Source organism: Halomonas rhizosphaerae (genome assembly GCF_030012485.1).
GTDB classification, from domain to species: Bacteria; Pseudomonadota; Gammaproteobacteria; order Pseudomonadales; family Halomonadaceae; genus Halomonas; species Halomonas rhizosphaerae.
Window position 1 is genome coordinate 14785 of record NZ_JASCQQ010000021.1, and the last position, 16874, is coordinate 31658.

General features: G+C 64.1%; 18 protein-coding genes. 11 read left to right on the forward strand and 7 right to left on the reverse strand.

What is annotated here, in order from left to right; all coding sequences use genetic code 11:
• Positions 1 to 81: 81 nt before the first annotated feature.
• The 5 genes from QLQ86_RS09445 to cysQ all read left to right on the forward strand — a co-directional run bounded on the left by QLQ86_RS09445 (position 82) and on the right by cysQ (position 5386).
• Complete coding sequence (locus QLQ86_RS09445; RefSeq protein ID WP_282816714.1) at positions 82 to 912, forward strand: helix-turn-helix domain-containing protein; 831 nt, start codon at positions 82 to 84, stop codon at positions 910 to 912.
• A gap of 95 nt (positions 913 to 1007) precedes the next feature.
• Complete coding sequence (gene cysD, locus QLQ86_RS09450; RefSeq protein ID WP_282816715.1) at positions 1008 to 1910, forward strand: sulfate adenylyltransferase subunit CysD; 903 nt, start codon at positions 1008 to 1010, stop codon at positions 1908 to 1910.
• Between the two features lie 122 nt (positions 1911 to 2032).
• Complete coding sequence (locus QLQ86_RS09455) at positions 2033 to 2386, forward strand: four helix bundle protein (protein WP_282816716.1); 354 nt, start codon at positions 2033 to 2035, stop codon at positions 2384 to 2386.
• 88 nt (positions 2387 to 2474) lie between these two features.
• Positions 2475 to 4379 (forward strand): sulfate adenylyltransferase subunit CysN, encoded by a 1905-nt coding sequence (gene cysN, locus QLQ86_RS09460; RefSeq protein WP_282816717.1) that lies wholly within the window; start codon positions 2475 to 2477, stop codon positions 4377 to 4379.
• A 236-nt stretch (positions 4380 to 4615) separates the two neighbouring features.
• On the forward strand, positions 4616 to 5386 hold the full coding sequence (gene cysQ / locus QLQ86_RS09465) for a 3'(2'),5'-bisphosphate nucleotidase CysQ (protein ID WP_282816718.1): 771 nt from the start codon (positions 4616 to 4618) through the stop codon (positions 5384 to 5386).
• A 48-nt stretch (positions 5387 to 5434) separates the two neighbouring features.
• Here cysQ and QLQ86_RS09470 read toward each other — a convergent pair whose 3' ends face one another.
• Together QLQ86_RS09470 and QLQ86_RS09475 are read right to left on the reverse strand one after the other, a co-directional pair.
• Positions 5435 to 5875 carry a low molecular weight protein-tyrosine-phosphatase gene (locus tag QLQ86_RS09470; protein WP_282816719.1) on the reverse strand — a complete coding sequence of 147 codons (441 nt, stop codon included), beginning with the start codon at positions 5873 to 5875 and terminating at the stop codon, positions 5435 to 5437.
• A 151-nt stretch (positions 5876 to 6026) separates the two neighbouring features.
• A complete protein-coding gene (locus QLQ86_RS09475) occupies positions 6027 to 7445 on the reverse strand; it encodes an MBL fold metallo-hydrolase RNA specificity domain-containing protein (RefSeq protein ID WP_282816720.1) in 1419 nt (472 codons plus the stop codon).
• Between the two features lie 247 nt (positions 7446 to 7692).
• Between QLQ86_RS09475 and QLQ86_RS09480 the strand changes: the two genes are divergently transcribed.
• Both QLQ86_RS09480 and QLQ86_RS09485 read left to right on the forward strand, forming a co-directional pair.
• Positions 7693 to 7875, forward strand: a complete 183-nt coding sequence (locus tag QLQ86_RS09480) for a hypothetical protein (RefSeq protein ID WP_282816721.1) — start codon at positions 7693 to 7695, stop codon at positions 7873 to 7875.
• Positions 7876 to 7961: 86 nt separating this feature from the next.
• On the forward strand, positions 7962 to 8408 hold the full coding sequence (locus QLQ86_RS09485; RefSeq protein ID WP_282816722.1) for a CopD family protein: 447 nt from the start codon (positions 7962 to 7964) through the stop codon (positions 8406 to 8408).
• A 157-nt stretch (positions 8409 to 8565) separates the two neighbouring features.
• Here the strand turns inward: QLQ86_RS09485 and mscL are convergent, their stop codons facing one another.
• The 3 genes from mscL to QLQ86_RS09500 form a co-directional block, all read right to left on the reverse strand.
• Positions 8566 to 9012: a large conductance mechanosensitive channel protein MscL gene (gene mscL, locus QLQ86_RS09490; protein ID WP_282816723.1), complete on the reverse strand. Its 447-nt coding sequence runs from the start codon at positions 9010 to 9012 to the stop codon at positions 8566 to 8568.
• Between the two features lie 175 nt (positions 9013 to 9187).
• Entirely contained in the window at positions 9188 to 10675 is a 1488-nt protein-coding gene (locus tag QLQ86_RS09495; RefSeq protein ID WP_282816724.1) for an O-antigen ligase family protein, read from the reverse strand.
• 72 nt (positions 10676 to 10747) lie between these two features.
• Entirely contained in the window at positions 10748 to 11128 is a 381-nt protein-coding gene (locus QLQ86_RS09500; protein ID WP_282816725.1) for a type IV pilin protein, read from the reverse strand.
• Between the two features lie 405 nt (positions 11129 to 11533).
• Here QLQ86_RS09500 and pilB point away from each other — a divergent pair, with 405 nt between their 5' ends.
• The 4 genes from pilB (at position 11534) to QLQ86_RS09520 (ending at position 15350) form a co-directional block, all read left to right on the forward strand.
• Positions 11534 to 13330: a type IV-A pilus assembly ATPase PilB gene (pilB, locus tag QLQ86_RS09505; protein WP_282816726.1), complete on the forward strand. Its 1797-nt coding sequence runs from the start codon at positions 11534 to 11536 to the stop codon at positions 13328 to 13330.
• Positions 13331 to 13584: 254 nt separating this feature from the next.
• Entirely contained in the window at positions 13585 to 14820 is a 1236-nt protein-coding gene (locus QLQ86_RS09510) for a type II secretion system F family protein (protein WP_282816727.1), read from the forward strand.
• An 81-nt stretch (positions 14821 to 14901) separates the two neighbouring features.
• Entirely contained in the window at positions 14902 to 15156 is a 255-nt protein-coding gene (locus tag QLQ86_RS09515; protein WP_282816728.1) for a DUF4258 domain-containing protein, read from the forward strand.
• 2 nt (positions 15157 to 15158) lie between these two features.
• Positions 15159 to 15350: a DUF2283 domain-containing protein gene (locus QLQ86_RS09520; RefSeq protein WP_282816729.1), complete on the forward strand. Its 192-nt coding sequence runs from the start codon at positions 15159 to 15161 to the stop codon at positions 15348 to 15350.
• Positions 15351 to 15518: 168 nt separating this feature from the next.
• Here QLQ86_RS09520 and QLQ86_RS09525 read toward each other — a convergent pair whose 3' ends face one another.
• Entirely contained in the window at positions 15519 to 16037 is a 519-nt protein-coding gene (locus tag QLQ86_RS09525) for a L,D-transpeptidase (protein WP_282816730.1), read from the reverse strand.
• Positions 16037 to 16705, reverse strand: a complete 669-nt coding sequence (locus tag QLQ86_RS09530; protein ID WP_282735296.1) for a TetR/AcrR family transcriptional regulator — start codon at positions 16703 to 16705, stop codon at positions 16037 to 16039. The genes QLQ86_RS09525 and QLQ86_RS09530 overlap by 1 nt, the downstream gene beginning before the upstream one ends.
• Positions 16706 to 16874: the final 169 nt, after the last annotated feature.

Sequence of the window (16874 nt, forward strand, 5' to 3'; positions counted from 1 at the left end):
TTTATGATGAAGTCGAATCATGGGTTATTCTCTTTTCAAATTCCATTATTTTTCTTTTAAAGTCAACATTTTGGTGCAATATTGAGCACTAAACATTTATCGCCCGAACTGCTGAACAAACGCCGCCTTGAGGCCGTTCGGCTCCGGTTGGATGGCCATACCGTGGTTGAGGTGGCCACGCGGACCGGGCTTTCGGCACCCACGGTATCGGCGGCCTGGAAGGCCTTCCGGGAAGGTGGATGGGATGCCGTACCAGTACGTCGGCGTGGCCGCAAAGTGGGCCAAACTGAGCGGCTGGGTGAGGTGGCTCAGGGCATCTTGATGGCCCTGATGGCCTCGCACCCTGAGATGCCCGACCCGGCCTGGAGCAGCAGCGCCCTGGCGGATGCACTGGCGAGCGAAAGGCACAGGGTATCGGCGCGAGCCATCGAGCACTGGCTTGAGGCCCAGGGCCTTAAGCCGGCCCCGCTGCCTCTGGAAGGGCTGGCGCGTAGGCGTTCCCCGGGAGGGCGCTGGTATCGTCAGCAGGTGCAGCCGGTGCTTGAGCAAGTCCATCAGGCCGGCGGCGCGATCTGGGAGGGCGGCGTTCGCGTGGCAGTGCCGGCGAAGTCGGTAGCAAGCACACCCCGCCGCTATCAGCTCTACCTGCATGGCAAGCGCGGCGCGCTCTACACGCGTTGCCTCCCGACATCGCCGGTGGCCGATGATTACCTGGCGATCTTCGAACGGCTGCTCGCCGATACCAAAGGCCCCGTCGCCCTGCTCTTTCGCGGCGCCTTCTTCCAGGCCAGTCCGGAGATACGCCGGTGGCTTGAACAGAATCCGAAAATGCATCTGGTGACGGTGCCTCCCGGGGCTTTGCCCCGAGCTGGAAGCGAGAAGCTGGAAGCTGGAAGACAACCCTCGGGTTGAAAGCATGGGGCTGCCGCGCAGCGGCTTTCTTACAGCTTCCAGGCGCGAAGCGCCGCTCTTCCAGCTTCCAGCTTAACAACCAAGGATTGAAACACATGACCTCATTGACCCATCTTCAACGGCTCGAGGCCGAGAGCATCCAGATCATGCGCGAGGTGGTCTCGGAGACCGAGAACCCGGTGATGCTCTACTCCGTCGGCAAGGACAGCGCGGTGATGCTGCACCTGGCGCGCAAGGCCTTCGCGCCCTCCCCGCCCCCCTTCCCGTTGCTGCACGTCGATACGCGCTGGAAGTTCCGGGCCATGTACGAGTTCCGCGACCGCATGGCCGAGGAGATCGGCATGGACCTGCTGGTGCACATCAACCCCGAGGGCGTCGAGAAGGACATCAATCCCTTCACCCATGGATCGGCCATCCATACCGACGTGATGAAGACCGAGGGTCTCAAGCAGGCGCTGGACAAGTACGGCTTCGATGCCGCCTTCGGTGGCGCACGTCGCGACGAGGAGAAGTCCCGCGCCAAGGAGCGCATCTTCTCCTTCCGCACCGCCCAGCACCGCTGGGACCCGAAGAACCAGCGCCCGGAGCTGTGGAAGCTCTTCAACACCCGCAAGCACAAGGGCGAGTCGATCCGCGTCTTCCCGCTCTCCAACTGGACCGAGCTGGATATCTGGCAGTACATCTACCTGCAGGACATTCCCATCGTGCCCCTCTACTACTCGGCCGAGCGCCCGGTGGTGGAGCGCGACGGCGCGCTGATCATGGTCGACGACGAGCGCATGCCGCTGAAGCCCGGCGAGGTGCCGATGATGCGCAAGGTGCGCTTCCGCACCCTGGGCTGCTACCCATTGACCGGCGCCATCGAATCCGAGGCCGACACCCTGCCGGCGATCATCCAGGAGATGCTGCTGACAAATACCTCCGAGCGCCAGGGCCGGGTGATCGACCATGACAGCGCCGCGTCGATGGAAAAGAAGAAGGCCGAAGGTTACTTCTAAACTACGGGCTTCGGGCTTCGGGCTTCGGGCTGCGGGCTTCGGGTTTCGGGTTTCGGGTTTCGGGCTTCGGGCTTCGGGCCGAGATCTACGAACCCCGAAACGCGAAGCTCAAGGAGAATGTCATGCGACACGAGCAGATGGAAGTCTGGCAGCGAAGCAAGCAGCTGAGCGTCGGGGTCTACCGCGAGCTGAGGGATTTGCGAGATTTTGGCTTCAAGGACCAGATCACACGCTCAGCCTTGTCGATACCCAGCAATATCGCCGAAGGCTTTGAGCGCTATACCGAGCGAGAAAAGTTTCGCTTCGTCTCCATTGCCAAGGGTTCCTGCGGTGAGTTCGCCACTCAGACACTGATTGGTATCGAAGTTGGCTACATCGCCGAGCCCATTGGCCAGCATTGGCGCAGCGAAGCCATGGTGATATCGCGGATGCTGGGCTCGCTGCTCAAAGCCCTTGATGTGCGCCATCAGAATTAGCCACCAAACATGAAGAGTGTACGGTCTGCTCGTAGCTCGTAGCCCGGAGCTCGCAGCGCTCGTGCTCTCATCATAAGGAGAAAGTACTGTGTCACACGCCTCACCGATGATATCGGAAAACATCGAGACCTATCTGAGAGAGCACGAGCGGAAAGGCCTGCTCCGCTTCATCACCTGCGGCAGCGTCGACGACGGCAAGAGCACGCTGATCGGCCGCCTGCTGTTCGAGTCCAAGCTGCTGTTCGAGGACCAGCTGGCCGCCATCGAGGCCGATTCGAAGAAATATGGTACCCAGGGCAACGAGATGGACTTCGCGCTGCTGGTCGATGGCCTGGCCGCTGAACGCGAGCAGGGCATCACCATCGACGTGGCCTACCGCTTCTTCTCCACCGACAAGCGCAAGTTCATCGTCGCCGATACCCCGGGGCACGAGCAGTACACCCGCAACATGGTGACCGGCGCCTCCAATGCCGACGCCGCCATCCTGATGGTCGACGCCCGTCTCGGCATCCTTACCCAGACCCGCCGCCACAGCTTCTTGATGTCGCTGATCGGCATGCGCCAGGTGGTAGTGGCGATCAACAAGATGGACCTGGTGGACTACTCGAAGGCGCGCTATGACGAGATCGTCGAGGAGTACCGGGCCTTCGCCAAGCAATTGGGGCTCGAGTCAATCACCTTCATCCCCATGTCGGCGCTCAAGGGCGACAACGTCATCGAGCACGGCCACCACATGCCCTGGTACCACGGCCCCACCCTGATGGCCTACCTGGAGACCGTGGAAGTCGACGACGAGCGCCTGCAGCGCGATCCCTTCCGCCTCCCCGTGCAGTGGGTCAACCGCCCCAACCTGGATTTCCGCGGCTTCACCGGCATGGTGACCAGCGGCACGGTCAAGCCCGGCGACGCCATCCGCGTGCAGCCCTCCGGCAAGACCAGCACGGTGTCGCGGATCTATACCTTCGACGGCGACCTCGACGAGGCCGTGGCCGGCCAGTCCATCACCCTGCTGCTGGACGACGAGATCGACATCTCCCGCGGCGATATCATCTCCGGCGTCGAGAAGCCGGCCCAGACCGCCGACCAGTTCGAGACCACCGTGGTGTGGATGCACGAGCAGCCGCTGCTGCCCGGCCGCCCCTACCTGATGAAGCTGGGCACCCAGACCGTCTCGGCCACCGTCACCGACATCAAGTACCAGGTGAACGTCAACACCCTGGAGCACGCCGCGGCCAAGCAGCTGGACCTCAACGCCATCGGCATCTGCACCCTGAGCCTGAACAGGGCCGTGGCCTTCGACCCGTACCAGGAGAGCCAGGATACTGGCGGCTTCATCCTGATCGACCGCATGACCAACAACACGGTCGGCGCCGGCATGCTGCACTTCGCCCTGCGGCGCAGCCAGAACATCCACAGGCAGCACGTGGATATCGACAAGCAGGCGCGCGCTCTCTCCAAGGCCCAGCAGCCCGCCGTGCTGTGGTTTACCGGCCTCTCCGGCGCCGGCAAGTCGACCATCGCCAACCTGGTGGAGAAGAAGCTGCACGCCGCGGGCCAGCACACCTACCTGCTGGATGGTGACAACGTCCGCCACGGCCTCAACCGCGACCTGGGCTTCACCGATGCCGACCGCGTCGAGAACATCCGCCGCGTGGGCGAGGTAGCCAGGCTGATGGTCGATGCCGGGCTGATCGTGCTGACCGCCTTCATCTCGCCCTTCCGCAGCGAGCGCCAGCTGGCCCGCGACCTGGTGGAAGAGGGGGAGTTCATCGAGATCTTTGTCGACACGCCGCTGGACGTGGCCGAAGAGCGAGACCCCAAGGGGCTCTATCGCAAGGCACGCCGCGGCGAGCTGAAGAACTTCACCGGCATCGACTCCGCCTACGAGACACCGCAAAACCCGGACCTGCACATCAAGACCCAGACGATGAGCAGCGACGAGGCTGCCGATGCCATCATCGCGCTGCTGCGGAAGCGCCAACTTATAAGCTAGAAGCTGGAAGACCCGGGCTTCGCCCGGATCTGTAAGCTTGAAGCTGGAAGCTGGAAGTTGGAAGTTGGAAGTTGGAAGTTGGAAGCTGGAAGTTGGAAGTTGGAAGCTGGAAGAATCCCCCCACAACCCAAGGTTTGGGGGTTATGCCGCGCAGCGGCAATCTTCCAGCTTCCAGGCGCGCAGCGCCGCTCTTCCAGCTTCCAGCTTGCCCCAATCTTGGCAGAGGAAGGTAATAGATGGACCTTGCAACACTCCTGGATAGGATCCACAACATTGCGTTAGACGCCGGCCAGGCCATCATGTCCGTCTACGCCCGCGACTTCTCCATCGAGGAGAAGGCGGACAAGAGCCCGCTCACCGAGGCCGACAAGGCCGCCCATGACGTCATCGTCAAGGGGCTTCACGCCCTGCCGGTAGAGATCCCGGTGCTCTCCGAGGAGCACACCGAAGGCTTCGACGGGGCGAACGCCGATGGCCGCTACTGGCTGGTGGACCCGCTGGACGGCACCAAGGAATTCATCAAGCGCAACGGCGAGTTCACCGTCAACATCGCGCTGATCGAGAATGGCAAGCCGGTGCTCGGTGTAGTTGTCGCGCCTGCACTGGAGGTCAGCTATCTGGCCGCCGAAGGCATTGGCGCCTTAAAGGAGGACGCCAGCGGCGAGCGTCAGCCGATCCAGGTCGCCGGCAAGCCCGCCAAGGGCACCACCTGGCGCGTGGTGGGAAGCCGCTCCCACCCCAGCCCGGATCTGGCCGAGTGGCTGGGGCAGCTCGGCCCGCACGACATGGTGCCGATGGGCAGCTCGCTGAAACTCTGCCTGATCGCCGAGGGCGCGGCGGATGTCTATCCTCGCCTCGGCCCCACCTGCCTGTGGGACACCGGCGCCGCCCAGGCAGTGGTCGAGCAGGCCGGTGGCCGGGTGGAGACCCTGGCAGGCCAGCCGCTGCGTTATGCCACGCCCCAGGAGCACCTGAACCCCTACTTCATCGTCTGGGGGAGCGCCTGAATCCTTTTGATAACCCGGCTGCTCTGTTACACACTTCGAGCCCTGTTCTCACCGCAGCCGGGTCGACCAGGCGCTACAGGCCTCTCTCAGCAGGCGATGCACCTCTTCAAACACGGCGGTGGACTTGCGGTAGGGGTCGGGGATCTGCCTTTCCTGGCGCTCCCCCAGCCAGTGCCCCAGCAGCATGGACTTGCCCAGGGCCTCGGGCACCAGCTCGCCAACGGCCTGGCGCTGCCCATCGCTCATCACCAGCACGATATCGGCGCCACTGATCATCTCGGGCGTGAGCTGCCGGGCACGGTGCTCGCTCACCACCAGGCCATCGGCCTCCGCCAGCGCGCGGGCGGTTGGCTCGACCCCCTGCCCGACCAGCGCCCCCAGGCCAGCGGATGCCACCTCGTGCTCGGGCAGTGCGCGAGCGAGCATCGCCGCCGCCACCGGGCTGCGGCAGATATTGCCGGTGCAGACGACGAGGATGTGGTGGAACATCGGAAACCTTCCTCTATGGCCAGTAGGCAAATGTATCAGTGTCCGCCGCGGGGGGGGGGTCAGATCCGAGGTCATCGCCGTGCGAGCCGAAGCGTCGAACCGACGGCTCCTACGAACACCCAAAGTCTACATAGACGCGCGGCATCACCCTTCACTCCGCCAAATAATCTTTACCGAGGGTAACCTCGACTTCGCGGCCTGCTTCCCTTGCGTACTGCTCGATCCTGGCCTTGAGGGCGAGCTGGGCATCACCTTCGCCGTGCACCAGGCGCACGCGACTTGGCGGATCGCGCATGCGGCGGATGAAGTCGAGCAGGTTCTGCCGGTCGGCGTGGGCGGAGTAGCCGCTGACGGTCTCGATATGGGCGCGGATGTCGATGCGCTCGTTGTCGAGGACCACCCAGCCGCCACGCGGCCCATAGCGCTGGATGTCGCGGCCCGGGGTCCCGGCGCCCTGGTAGCCGATGAACACCACGGCGTGGCGCGGATCGTTCAGCATGCGCTTGAGGTAGTTGACCACCCGCCCGCCGGTGACCATGCAGCTGGCCGCGATCACCACCGCCGGGCGGTGGGTGCGGGCCAGGTAGTCCACGGTCTGCTCGTGCTCGGCGTGGTCATTCACGGTGTAGAGGTTGTCGAAGCTCAGCGGGTGGCGGCCACTGCGCAGCCGCCGCTGGGCCTCGGCGTCCCACCAGAGCCTGAGCTCGCGATAGACCCGGGTGAAGCGCGCGGCCAGCGGCGAGTCGACGATGATCTCGAGCTCCCGCCAGCGAGGATCCGTGGCGCCATGAATCAGCCCCTCGAGTTCGTAGAGCAGCTCCTGGGTGCGGCCGATGCTGAAGGCGGGAATCACCACGCTGCCGTCGTTCTGAAGGGCCCGGTCGATGGCGCCCTTGAGCCGCGCCCGGCGGGTAGTGCGATCCTCGTGGCGGCGGTCGCCGTAGGTGCTCTCGATCACCAGGGTGTCGGCGCGATACGGCGGCCTCGGCGCCGGCAGCAGTGGCGCGTAAGGCGCGCCCAGGTCGCCGGAGAACACCGTGCGGTGGGACTCGCCCGTGCCGTGGTCGAGCGTGTCGACCTCCGCATAGGCCGAGCCGAGGATATGCCCGGCGCGCTGCAGCTTGACGCGTATGCGGTGGCAGTCGTCGTCGATCACGGTATGCCACTGCCGGTAGTCCAGCGGCACCAGTCGCCCCTCCACCTCGGCCAGGAAGCGCTCGATCAGCCCCCGGTCGCGGGTGAAGCCGATCTTCAGCGCGTCCTCGATCACCAGCGGCAGCAGCCGCGCGGAGGGTACCGAGCAGAGGATCGGTCCCCGGTAGCCCGCGGCCAACAGGTAGGGCAGCCGGCCGATATGGTCGATGTGCACATGGGTGACCACCAGCGCCAGCACGTCGTCCACCGGAAAGCGTACTCGGTGCTGATCAAGGCTGTCGAGATGGTCGGCGTCCTGGCCCTGGAAGAGTCCGCAATCCACCAGCAGTGCGCGATCCTCGCTTACCTGCAGGCGGTGGCAACTGCCGGTGACGCCCTCGGCGGCCCCATGGTGAACAATCCGTGGATATTGCATCCGGGTGGCCTCCCTGCCGAATCTCCGATGTTCACAGTGTAGGCAAGGCGGCCTTCGGGGCTAGCCGAGCCCTGGCGCGTCCCTCCACCCCGGCGATCAGCCGCTCGATGGCGTCCCGGCCCAGCCTCATGCATTGCTTCCGCTGCCACCGTCTACGACCTAAGTCGTAGACAAACGTTTGAACTCGGGTATAATGGAAAACACTTTCACATATATTAGCGGGCCGCCATGGCCCCGGAGCGCCAACATGACCGATACCACCTTCGCCACCATCTGGGACCAGTCCCTGCCCGCACGCCCGCTGCGCTCGGCCCGTCGCCGCCGCAGCACCGAGCGCTTCCTGACCATCTGGAGCCGCCCCGAGTCTCGCCTGTCGAAGAAGAGCGCCCAGGCATCCCGTGCCCGTCGCCTGCCGCAGTTCTATATCTAAGCGCTCTCTCTGCTAGCCTGGCCTCGTGCCGGGCCAGTTTTTTTGGTAACCCTGGCGTCTGACCTTACAAGGAGCCAGGAGCCACCATGACCGCCACCCTGCTGTTACTGCACCTACTGGGCGCCACCATCTGGACCGGCGGACATCTGGTGCTGGCGGTAACCATTCTGCCACGGGTGCTGCGCGGGCGTGACGTGGGCTCCCTGACCTGGTTCGAGGAAGGCTACGAGAAGCTTGGCATGCCGGCGCTGGCGGTACAGGTTGTCACCGGGCTGTGGCTGGCATGGCAGAAGCTGCCCTCCCTGGCGCTATGGTTCTCGGCCGAGGGCGGCCCGGTAGCGGAGCTGATCCAGCTCAAGCTCGCGCTGCTCGGACTTACCGCCCTGGTGGCGGCCCATGCCCGCTTCCGGGTCATCCCGCGCCTCTCGCCCGCCACCCTGCCGCTGATGGGCTGGCATATCCTCGCCGTCACGCTGCTCTCGGTGCTGTTCGTGGTGGTGGGGCTGACCTTCCGGGTGCGCTGGGGGTTCTAGGCGATGTCCGAAAACTGGCTGCGCTCGGCCATACGTCGTTAAAAATCGACTCAAAGTACTCATTTACACCCAGTAAACTCCGTCTTCTCGCCGATTTTTGCCTTGTCTGGCCTTCCCTCGCCGCCTTTTCAGACAACGCCTAACACCTGGCTCCCCTTCAATCACCCGATGATTCCAACGACGCCTGCTCCCTGCGCAGTTCATCGCGTATCTCGCGCAGCAGCAAGATGTCCTCCGGCGGCGCCGTGGGTTCCGTGGGCGCCGCGGCCTGCTGGCGGCGAAGGCGGTTGACGCCCTTGACCAGGAGGAAGACCGCGATGGCCACGATCAGGAAGCTGATCACGTTATTGACGAAGACCCCGATGTTAAGGGTGACCGCCCCGGCCGCAGAGGCCTCGGCCAGGGTGGTATAGGGCCCCTCGCCCTTCAGCACCAGGAATATCTCCGAGAAGTCGACGCCGCCCATCAGCAGCCCGATAGGCGGCATCAGCACGTCGTTGACCAGGCTCTGGACGATGGTGCCGAAGGCCCCGCCGATGATGATCCCCACCGCCATGTCCACCACGTTGCCGCGCACGGCGAATTCCTTGAACTCCCTCAGCATGCCGGCTATCTCCTTTCCGTTGCGTAATGGTCCTGGCGTCGTCCGTGGGTGGCCACCCGGCGCGCCTTTTCACAATTGTAACGTGGAAGCGCCAGCGGCCGGGATCGCTGCCGGCCGCCTAAGGGTTGAGGCCGGGGGGAACGGGGACCTGTCCCGCCTGGCCGGGCCATCAGCATCACGGCCACGGCCACGGCCAGAACAGCCAGTGATCCGGCGCCACTATCTGCATGCACTCCAGTCGCCCCTGGGCCCAGAAACGAGGGAAATAGGCGGTTTCTTCAAGGATCTGGAAACAGGGCCTCGTGGAGTCCAGGGAAAGCTGATAAAGCGACCACCCTGCAAAGAAGAGATAACCCAGTACGAGCATGCCCGCGGCCCAGAGAACGACCGGGCCGACGCCACCGACTTGCCTCGGAGTTGAGGCCGCTGAAGGGAGCGGCTCCAGACCGCGAAAGCCAAATACCAGACCGATGGCCAGCATCATCACCAGGCTGCTGAGAGGGATGATCTGCGCACCGGAGAATTGGACATTGACCATCACACCCACGAACGCCATCACCAGGCAGGCATACAGCGGCTTGTCCGTATTGGGGAGGGATTGACTACGCCGGTAGATCGTCCAGCATCCGTACAGCACGAAGGCAAATAGCACTAGAGCCAGGGGGAGGCCCCACTCCGCGGCAGTATTCAGAAAGAGATTATGGGCATGGGCGTAGGAGCCCACATGGTAGTCAAGACCATCACCGGCCAGCCCCATGGGGCCGATGCCCAAGGGGAAATGTTCCATGGCGTACTGCCATGCTTCCTGCCACAGGTAGATCCTGTCGTTGGTCACCGTAATATCGCCGGTCAATTCACCCGCGCTATCGGACAGGGACTTCGGCGTAAGATCGTTCGATGAGAGTTCGCGCAAGGGGTTTACCCGCCACCAGGCCGCCAGTGCAGGTAACGCCGAGAAGAGAAGGGTGCCCACCGGCCAGGCCGCCTGGCGGCGGAAGAGCACGATGACCACCAGCACGGCCACCGTCAGGCTCAGCACCCCCGAACGCCCCACCGTGAGGAAGAGCAGGTACCACCACACCGCCAGAGGCAACGCGGCCAGCAGCGCCACGGACAAGGAAAGCTTCTTGCGCGCCACCACATAGACCAGCCCCAGCGGCATCAGGCCCACGGCAAGATCCGAGAAGTAGCGGATATTGCCCAGCCCAGGCGTGGCATCGCGCTTGGTAAAGATCGGCCAATGAAAATGGATGCTGTCGAGGGCCATGAGGGCATAGACCGTCAGTAGCAGCACTGCCATACCGCCAGTCAATTGCCAGAGAAGCAGCGATGCCTGGCGTACGGAGAGTGCGACCAGTCCCGTCATCATCACCAGAGCCAGCAGATAGACTAGCTCCAGCGAGGACAGCGCCGGAAAAGGCGATACCATCAGGCTTGCTGCCACCAGCAACACGACAGTAGCCGTGCACAGGGCCAAGAGTCGGCTGCTGCCACACCTCAATCCAGCAAACAGGCGTTTTCGCTCCCGCCCGCCAGCCAGCCCAACCACCCCCAACAGCGCAATGAGCATAGCCCATCGCTGGAAATCAAGGGAATACAAGGGAGGTGACACCCAGGAAAAGAGCAGAGTTACAAGCAGGAATGCCAACAGTAGGATGGGCATCAGGTCGGAACACCCTGTCAAGAAAATGGCCGGCTGAAGCCGGCCATGCTGAGATTGAAAATCTTAGAATTATCAGGAAGTGGTTAGACCAACGTATACTGTCTGATCTTCAACGCCTGGTTCTTGAGGGTCACCAAGCAAAATGCCAGTACTATTCGTGAAACCAATGCTCTGGCAAGCTCTTTCACCTCCATCTGCTGAAGCATCGTCAAAATAATCACTTTCAGTGTAAGTGTATGTTCCAGCTTCAATGATATCCGCGGCGACTAGAGACGCAATTGATCGAACTTCTGCTTTACACGCCCGCTCAGCTGAACTCACCAAATAGTCTTGATATCTCGGAATCGCTATCGCCGCCAGAACGCCGATGATCGCCACCACGATCAGCAGTTCGATCAGGGTAAAACCGCCCTGCCCGGTCTTCACATAGTTCTGCATGCCCTGTTTCTTCATGGCCCTGCCCCTTGCTCCTGTCCGTCGTGGCGCGTCTGGCGTGTGCCTTCTTCTCGTCGCCCGTACGGGTTTACGTTTGATGGCAGATCAGAGTCGGTAGCCTCGTCATCGCGCTGCAAGCAGCGCTCCCACAAAAAAGCCCCTCGCCCTGCCACCGGGTTCATCGAGCGTCATGCCGCCCGGTAAGAGTTACATTAATTTACGATCTGCAACCCTGCAAGGCCCATTGTAGCCGAAAGGTGAGTGAGTAGCAGGATTTTCATACTAGTGTATGAGCCGAAGTGCGAGGAAAAGGTTGAAGGAGCGTGGCGTGGTGCTGGGCGGGGGTAGGCCACAGGGGCTAGAATCAGCCCAGACGACACACTCCAGTTCCCGCTGCCCCTTGCGGCGACACCACGAGGCGCCATGAACGACTACCGCCCCCCCTCCCCCGAGATACCGCCGGCCGCGCCGGAACCCACGCCCTCGACGCTGCATGGCGCCACCCACCGCAGTGGGCTGCGCGGGCTGGCCCGGCGGCTGGTGACCGATGGCCTGCTGGGCGAGGCGGCGGCGGTACGCGCCGAGAGCGAGGCCCGCGAGGCGGAGATGTCGCTGCTCGAGCACCTGATCGAGGCGGGCATGGTGCCGGCGCGCAAGGCCACGCTCTCCGCCGCCTGGGAATATGGCCTGCCGATCATCGACCTGGACGCCATCCGCCTGGAGAGCCTGCCGCCGGCGGCGGACTACCCGGACAAGATCCTGCGCCGGCTGGGGGTGCTGCCGCTGGTGCGCCACGGCCATCGGCTCACCGTCGCGGTGCCCTACCCCTCCACGCTCGCCCTGCTGGACGAGCTGCAGTTCGCCACCGGGCTGACACCGGAGGGGGTGCTGTCCCCGGTGGACCAGCTCGGCCCGGTGCTGGAGGGGTATCTCGCCCGCAATGAGCGCAGCATGCTCGACGAACTGGCCGACGTCGACGATGCCGTGGGCCAGCTGGCCTACGACGAGGGGGTGGTGGACGCCACCGACGAGCAGGCGGCGGTGGCCGCGGCCGGCGACGACGCCCCCATCGTCAAGTTCGTCAACAAGATCCTGCTGGACGCCATCCACCGCGGCGCCTCGGACATCCACTTCGAGCCCTACGAGACCAGCTACCGGGTGCGCTTTCGCATCGACGGCATCCTCCACGACGTGGCCCACCCGCCCTTCGCCATGCGCTCGCGCATCTCCGCACGCCTCAAGGTGATGTCGCGACTGGATATCTCGGAGCGCCGCCTGCCCCAGGACGGCGCCATCAAGCTCAAGCTCTCCACCACCCGCTCCATCGACTTTCGCGTCAACTCGCTGCCCACGGTGTATGGCGAGAAGGTGGTGCTGCGTATCCTCGACCCCAGCTCGGCGCAGCTGGGCATCGAGCAGCTGGGCTTCACACCCGAGCAGCGCGACATGTACGAGGGGGTGCTCGACGACCCCCAGGGTATGATACTCGTCACCGGGCCCACCGGCAGCGGCAAGACGGTGACCCTCTACACCGGCATCAACATCCTCAACCAGGTGGAGCGCAACATCTGCACCGCCGAGGACCCGGTGGAGATCAAGGTGCCGGGGGTCAACCAGGTGAACGTGCTGCCCAAGATCGGCCTGAGCTTCGCCAGCGCCCTGCGCGCCTTCCTGCGCCAGGACCCGGACGTCGTGATGGTCGGCGAGATCCGCGACCTGGAGACCGCCGAGATCGCCGTCAAGGCCTCCCAGACCGGCCACCTGGTGCTCTCCACCGTGCACACCAACTCGGCAGCGGAGACCCTGACGCGCCTGGCCAACATGGGGGTGGCGCCCTTCAATATCGCGAGCTCCGTGAGCCTGATCATCGCCCAGCGCCTGGCGCGGCGGCTGTGCAAGCGCTGCAAGCAGCCGGCGGATATCCCCCGCGAGGTGCTGCTGCAGCAGGGCTTCACCGAGGAAGAAGTGGCCGGGGCCACCATCTACGAGCCGGTGGGCTGCAAGCACTGCACCCAGGGCTTCAAGGGCCGGGTAGGCATCTACGAGGTGGTGCCGATCAGCGATGACATGAGCCACCTGATCATGACCCAGGGGAATTCCAGGGACTTCGACACCCAGGCGCGCAAGGAGGGCCACCCGGACCTGCGCCGAAGCGGGCTCCTGAAGGTGATGCAGGGGCTGACCAGCCTGGCCGAGGTGAACCGGGTGACGAAGGACTAGCGAGAAGCGGCCAAGCGGCCAAGCGGCCAAGCGGCGCAGTATTGTAGGAGCGATGTGTTGATATTGTGGGAGCCGTGCTTGCACGGCGATTTGTGTATTTCGGCAACCAATCGCTGTGCAAGCACAGCTCCCACACTGGATTCAGGCCACCTGCAACCTTGAGGGAGCGGGCGTTTCGGCGGCTCCTACAAATAACACAACCAACCGCCGTACAAGACGCTGACAAACCACAACGCGGGGACAGGGAAATGAACATGGCAACGAAGCCCATGCGCAAGTCACAGAAGACCAAGCTCTACCGCTGGCGCTGGAGCGGCAAGGGGCCCGGCGGGCGCAAGGTGGGGGGCGAGATCATCGCCGCCCGCAAGGCCGAGGTGGAGAAGACCCTCGGTGGCCAGAACATCATCGTCAAGCAGATCCGCCGCAAGAGCAGCTTCGGCGGCGGCATGGGCAAGATCAAGCCGCGGGACATCATGCTCTTCGCCCGCCAGATGGCCACCATGATCCGCGCTGGCGTGCCAGTGCTGCAGGCCTTCCAGGTGGTGGCCGAGAGCCTCAAGAAGCCGGCGATGAGCGCGCTGGTGCAGGAGCTGATGAACGACGTGGCGGCCGGCGCCAGCTTCTCGGAGGCCCTCAAGCGCCACCCCGAGCACTTCGATCGGCTGTTCGCCAACCTGGTGGAGGCCGGGGAGCAGTCGGGCTCGCTGGACCGCATGCTGGAACGGGTAGCGGCCTACAAGGAGAAGATCGAATCGCTCAAGAGCCGGGTCAAGAAGGCGCTCTGGTATCCCGCGGCGGTCATCCTGGTGGGCGTGGCCGTCACCGCCCTGCTGCTGATCAAGGTGGTGCCGCAGTTCGAGAGCCTCTTCCACGGCTTCGGTGCCGAGTTGCCCGCGCCGACCCGTATCACCATCGGGCTCTCCCAGTTCGCCCAGCAGTACTGGTGGTGGGGAGTGCTCGGCGTCGCTGCCTTCATCTACTTCCTGCGCACCGGCATGAAGAAGTCCGAGGCGTTCCGCTTTCGCATGCACAAGCTGTCGCTACGCATTCCGGTGATCGGCGACATCCTCGACAAGTCCGCCGTGGCGCGCTACTCACGCACGCTGGCCACCACCTTCGGCGCCGGCGTACCGCTGGTGGAGGCACTGGAGACCGCCGAGGGCGCGGCGGGCAACATGGTCTACGAGCGCGCCATCGCCCAGATCCGCGAGGACGTGGCCACGGGGCAGCAGCTCAACTTCGCCATGCGCCTCACCGAGCAGTTCCCGGCGCTGGCGGTGCAGATGGTGGGGATCGGCGAGGAGGCAGGCTCGCTTGACGCCATGCTCAACCGGGTGGCGGACTACTACGAGGAGGAGGTCGACAACAAGGTGGATACCCTCACCTCGCTGCTCGAGCCCTTCATCATCGTGGTGCTCGGCGTGCTGGTCGGCGGCCTGGTGGTCTCGATGTACCTGCCGATCTTCGAACTGGGCAGCGTGATCGGGTAAGCGGCCAAGCGGCCAAGCGGCCAAGCGGCCAGCCGAGGATATATGCGATCAAGAGCCAGAATCAGTGGTCTGAGATAGTTAATGCACTGCCATAGGTTTGAACGGGACGTTCACATCACCCGCCACGCCAGAGAGCGTATGGCAGAAAGGCGCATCGCAGAGAGTGAGTTGATCAACCTGCTCGAAACCGGCATAACCCGGTACAAGGATGATGTCCGACTATGGATCGCCAAGGAAGTGCCCAGTCGCAAGGACAATCTGGTCTGTGCAGCCGTGATCTTGGAAGATAAGCTGGTCGTCAAGACCGTGATGCATCATTTCCAATGGGAGGATTGAGCATGCGCACCACCTATGACGAGGCGGATGACATCCTGGTCCTGCACCTTGCCGACAAGCCGATCGTTCGTGAGCGCTCCCAGGACTGGAATACCCATATCAGCTATGCAGAGGATGGCACCATCGTGGAGGTGGTAATCCTGGAAGCCTCGAAACAGGGCGCCTGGCCGCTGCTAAAGACCGAGGCGGCGTGATTTAGCGGCGCGCTTAGTGTAAATCGCCGCTCCCACAAAATGCAGGTGGTCCTGTGGGAGCCGTCGGTTCGACGCTTCGACTTGCACGGCGCTTTGGTGCCTCCGCCTTTCGCGGTGCAAGCACCGACCCCACGAAACCCTGCCACCCAGAATCCAGCACTCACATCGTCAGTCGTGCAGCCATACCGGCATGCCCGGCAGAGCGATCTCGAACAGCGCCAGCAGCTCACTATCGCGCACACGGATGCAGCCATGGGAGCGGGCCACGCCCATGGGCTCGCTCGGCGGGGTGCCATGCAGGTAGATATAGCGCCGCTGGGAGTCGACCTTGCCGCCGCGGTTGCGGCCGGGCTCCAGGCCGCTCAGCCAGAGGATGCGGGTAAGGATCCAGTCGCGCCCGGGGTGCTCGGATGCCAGGGCCTCGCTATAAACCTCGCCGGTGGGCCGGCGGCCGCGGTAGACGGTGCCGGGAGGGTTGCCCGCGCCGATGGCGGCGCGCACCTGGTGCCAGCCCAGCGGTGTGGCCCCGCTGCCCTCCTCCTCTCCGGTGCCGTTGGCGGCCGTGGAGACCTCGCATGACCACTCGACCTCGCGCCCCCGCCAGACGGAGAGCCGCTGGGCGGCGGTGTCGATCTCCAGCCACACGCCTTCCTCCGGCGGCAAATTGTTGAGAAGCGGCGTGCGCATCAGCCGGCCTCGCGCTGGGCCGGGGCGGGCTCGGGCAGCGGCGCGTTCATGGCCGCCACCACCACCGGGCGCAGGCGACGCACCAGGTCGCGCACGCTGACATGCTCGCCGTAGTCCTTCTCGGCGATGTCGCGCAGGGCATCCAGGCCGGAGAGGGTGAAGATCACCGTGCCCAGCATGAAGTGCAGCCGCCAGAAGCGCTCGGCGTCGGGCAATTCAGGCGTGGCCCGGCGCACCAGTTCCGTAAACCGAGTGAAGACGCTGCCATACTCCTCCTGGATGTAGCGGCGCAGGTGCCCCTGGGCCTGGCTGTAGGCGAGCCCCAGCAGGCGCATGAACACCTTGAGGCTGTGGCGCTCCGCCGGCACCTCGAGCACGCTGCGCGCCATGGTCTCCAGCAGCTCCTCCAGCGGGATGACACCGCCCTCGTGGCGCGCTTCGAGCTCGTCGAGGGCGGCGTGGAAGCGTACGGTGAAGGGGTCGAGGTAGCGCGCGAACACCGCCTGGATCAGCGACTTCTTGGAGCCGAAGTGGTAGTTGACCGCCGCCAGGTTGACCTTGGCCTTGCTGGTGATGTTGCGTAGCGAGGTCTCGGCGAAGCCGCGTTCGGCGAACAGCACCTCGGCGGTATCGAGGATGCGCGTGACGGTGTCGGGCTGCTGGGCCATGGGCGACGGCTCCACTTCATTGGAAACAATTGTTTGAATGTAACGCGAGTGTATGACAGCCATGGGCGCGGCTCAATGCCGCAGGGGGGCGGGTGTTTTAAACGGCGGCGAGCGCCAGGGCCCTGTAGGAGCCGTGCTTGCACGGCGATTGGTTGCCGGAATAAACAAA